General features: G+C 32.6%; 6 protein-coding genes. 1 reads left to right on the top strand and 5 read right to left on the bottom strand.

Annotated features, from left to right (window positions below; translation table 11 throughout):
• Positions 1-212 precede the first annotated feature (212 nt).
• Positions 213-602 (top strand): YxeA family protein, encoded by a 390-nt coding sequence (locus AB3X49_RS19605; RefSeq protein WP_367964185.1) that lies wholly within the window; start codon positions 213-215, stop codon positions 600-602.
• A 19-nt stretch (positions 603-621) separates the two neighbouring features.
• Here the strand turns inward: AB3X49_RS19605 and spoIISB are convergent, their stop codons facing one another.
• From spoIISB to AB3X49_RS19580, 5 genes are all read right to left on the bottom strand, one after another.
• Entirely contained in the window at positions 622-798 is a 177-nt protein-coding gene (spoIISB, locus tag AB3X49_RS19600) for a stage II sporulation protein SB (protein ID WP_367964184.1), read from the bottom strand.
• A 75-nt stretch (positions 799-873) separates the two neighbouring features.
• Positions 874-999 carry a hypothetical protein gene (locus AB3X49_RS19595; RefSeq protein WP_000588712.1) on the bottom strand — a complete coding sequence of 42 codons (126 nt, stop codon included), beginning with the start codon at positions 997-999 and terminating at the stop codon, positions 874-876.
• Between the two features lie 112 nt (positions 1,000-1,111).
• The gene (locus AB3X49_RS19590; protein ID WP_367964181.1) at positions 1,112-1,852 is read right to left on the bottom strand and encodes a type II toxin-antitoxin system SpoIISA family toxin; all 741 of its coding nucleotides are present in this window, start codon (positions 1,850-1,852) and stop codon (positions 1,112-1,114) included.
• 338 nt (positions 1,853-2,190) lie between these two features.
• Positions 2,191-2,928 carry a 2,3-diphosphoglycerate-dependent phosphoglycerate mutase gene (gene gpmA, locus AB3X49_RS19585; RefSeq protein WP_367964179.1) on the bottom strand — a complete coding sequence of 246 codons (738 nt, stop codon included), beginning with the start codon at positions 2,926-2,928 and terminating at the stop codon, positions 2,191-2,193.
• A 153-nt stretch (positions 2,929-3,081) separates the two neighbouring features.
• On the bottom strand, positions 3,082-3,460 hold a 379-nt coding region (locus AB3X49_RS19580), incomplete at its 5' end, for a MarR family winged helix-turn-helix transcriptional regulator (protein ID WP_367964177.1).

The raw sequence follows: 3,460 nt of genomic DNA, 5'->3' as shown, positions 1-3,460 counted from the left end.
CCTTTATTATTATGCCATGATTCATTATTTTACTTTTATTTTAAGATTTCAAAAATTCATTATAACCTATTCATTCCATTCTCATATTTTTTAATTTAGTGTAAATAAGCTATACTCTTACAAGATTGTAAGAGTGCTGTAATCAAAATCGATTTTTCTATTTAAAAAATAACCGTATACTTTAAATACATAATTTAAAGTAGATAATGAAAATGAAAAAATTTTTATCTTTTATTACACTAAGTTTATTATTTTGCAACTTAACTATCGGGTGTGAAAGAGCTTCTCTAAATAGAATCGGTAAGGATGTATATTACGTACAGATAAAAGGTGAAGGGTTTATTGAAAAGATAGAAGGTAGAAACTTACGGAACTACACATTGCCGGCATATGATGAAGATGGAGTAAGAAAACAAATTACATTTAGAAGTAAAAAACAATCAAACGATCAAAAATTAAATGAAAAGGCATTTTTGTGCATTTATGTAGACCAAGAAAATAAAGATAAAAATGAAATATCATCGATTGAAGTAAAATCCTATGAAGAAATTCAAAAAGCGGATTTACCTTTAAAAGTAAAAGAAAAGTTTAATGCAAAATAAAAAATAAAGGAAAATGCTCTTATACATTTTCCTTTATTTTTTTCACTCGAGCATATTTCGAACTATTACTATCCATAAGTTTTTCTAAACGATTTATATTTTCTGTTAATGCACCTTTCACAAGAGAGAAATCTGTATTTGATTCTTCTTTTTTAGTTTTAAAAAACGAAGATTTTTGAGCATTTACTTCTGCCATCTCTTCTCCCCCTTTTCAAAAAGATACAACCTTTTATTTATATTATATAGCAAATGCAGACAGAGTGTACACGTATCATTTTCTTTTTAATTCTTCTTCTAACTCTTCTACTTGCTGCAAAGTATCTCCTTTTATTAAAGAGAAATCTGTTGTATCTTCATTATCTTCTTTAAAAAAATCATTGTCATAATCTTTTATCACTACAATCACCTCTACGTGCTAGTGTAGGAATGATTGTCCAATTTTATACAAGCTTGTCTGAATTTGTTCTCCCTTTATGTATAGGTGAAAAGGACAGAAAAAGATTCTGTCCTTATTTACTAAAATAACTATGATGAATTGTTAAATTATATACATTTTCAAAATCTCGATCTTGAAGGTTATTTTTCTTCCCATCAATAACAATGAAAACATCACTAACTATTTTTGCTGGTATAATTCCGACATTTTCTACTTGCACCGCTTTCTGCTCATTCAATTGCTCGATGTGTTCTAATGGAACAATAATACTAAATTGAGAGCGGATACCACGAAAGTTTGTATTTAATTCCTTCACCGCTTCAAATACAACAATTTTCGCACCAATCTTTTCCCCATATGAATCTAAAAATGAGTTTAAGCTTTTTGTATATTCCTCTTCCGTTTGCCATTCCATTGTCCCAAAGGCTGTTGGATTCACATTTTGAATAATTGTCGTATATATTTCTCCTCTTGCTTTTGAAGCAATTAATGACCTTTTGATTGATTGGACTGTCTTTCCAATATCGCTGAATTTTGCGCCCCATATTTCTGAAATATTTGGTGTCAAAATGAATGCAATATCAACGAAAATTACCATCGCAGTAAACATTAAAAGATTTTTCCAGAGGGTTAAATCTATTCCTTTTATCGTGAAATAAACTGTGACTGATGTTATGAACAAACCGTACCACGTTTTTCGAATTCGTTGTTTCTTCTCCTCATACAACTCTTCATTTCTCCAATAAAAGAAAACAAGAACAATAAAGACGATTGCTAAAATAAATAAGCCAATTCGAATGTTAGAGATCGTCAATCACATCACCCTCCATTCCAAAACTACTCACGATACCATTACATGCACAAACAGCTCTCTTTATGACAAAAGACGTGGACAACCTTCTAAAGTTAGCAACATCGCATATACATTAGAAGTAGGCCACGTCTTTTATCCCGCATTAACGGGCAGTAAGACCCCCCACCTCAAAATTCAGCGAAAGCAAAGACGTTAGGTGAGGGATCAACTGCCCATAAAAGCCCGATTGGTGAAGGCTAATAATCAGTGCGGGATGAACACCCTCCACTGATTAAAGTTTCACTTTATCATGAATCTACATTGTATATGTAGACAAGCATGCGTTTCAAATTTTCATGTTAAAAAGAAATATGTTTCGGAATTTCCCCTTCAGGTACTTCTCCATCCATACTTAAGTAATAATGACGAATCGGACGTAATTTTTCATCTAACTCATAAACAAGCGGAATGCTAGTTGGAATATTTAATGAAACCACACCATCACTTGAAAGATTGTCTAAGTATTTCACTAGCGAACGAATTGTATTACCGTGCGATGAAATAATTACTTTCTCACCACTTTTTAATGACGGTGCAATTTCTGAATGCCAATAATCAACTACTCTTTTCTCCGTATCCTCTAAACATTCAGTCAATGGGAATTCATCTTTTTTTAACGTTTTATATCTTGGATTGTTCGCCTCATATCGAGGATCATCTTCAGTAAGTGCAGGCGGTCTCACATCTATACTTCTTCTCCAAATATGAACTTGTTCATCTCCATATTTTTTTGCAGTTTCGTCTTTATTCAATCCTTGTAGTGCACCATAATGGCGTTCATTCAACTTCCATGAGTTATGTATAGGGACCCAAGTGAGATCCATTTCATGCAGTACAATCCATAATGTACGAATTGCTCGTTTTAGTACCGATGTATACGCAACATCAAATGTATATCCATTCTTTTTTAATATTGTTCCTGCTTCTCTCACTTCACTTAATCCATTCTTTGATAAATCCACATCTGTCCATCCTGTAAATCGATTTTCAAGATTCCACAAACTTTGTCCGTGACGAATGAGTACAAGTTTTATCATTATAATTCCCCTCTCGGAAATATGAATTTTAAAATTTCAATACGTACACATATAAAGTTTTTGGCAATGTGAATTTTTTATCCATAGTTGCCAAATATACAGATAAAAATTTATGATTTTTCAAACTACAAAACAAGATACTGTTTCTATCTTTTATTCTACTGGTATTTCACGCTTAGACGTCCATGCATCAAATCCTGAACGGCTATTTGCCATTTCATTCATAACTTGATGCCAATTTGCTTCACATGATTCGCCAAACTGTGAGAAAATAGCTCCCATTTGTTCCCTTTGAACATCGCTCAGTTTTTTCTCTAAGTCTGTTCCTTCTTCTGTTAAAGACAGCTGTTTCACACGACGATCATGTGCAGCTTCATTACTCTCAATAAGTCCTTTATCTAACAGTTGGCGCAACGGTCCGTGAAGAGCTTGTTTACTTATTTCTAAAAGTGATAGCAGCTCATTTACACTAAGCCCTGGAAAACGAGCGATAAAAAACAAAATTCTATGATGTACACGCTGTATACTATAC

This window comes from Bacillus sp. C30, assembly GCF_040838255.1.
Lineage (GTDB): Bacteria > Bacillota > Bacilli > Bacillales > Bacillaceae_G > Bacillus_A > Bacillus_A mycoides.
The sequence above is the reverse complement of the archived record's forward strand: the minus strand, read 5'-3'. Positions and strand labels throughout refer to the sequence as shown.

What these genes read in the sequence shown, in the direction of transcription:
- gpmA (WP_367964179.1), bottom strand. Translation starts at nt 2,928, where the DNA reads ATGATAAAACTTGTACTCATTCGTCACGGACAAAGTTTGTGGAATCTT.
- spoIISB (WP_367964184.1), bottom strand. Translation starts at nt 798, where the DNA reads ATGGCAGAAGTAAATGCTCAAAAATCTTCGTTTTTTAAAACTAAAAAA.
- AB3X49_RS19605 (WP_367964185.1), top strand. Translation starts at nt 213, where the DNA reads ATGAAAAAATTTTTATCTTTTATTACACTAAGTTTATTATTTTGCAAC.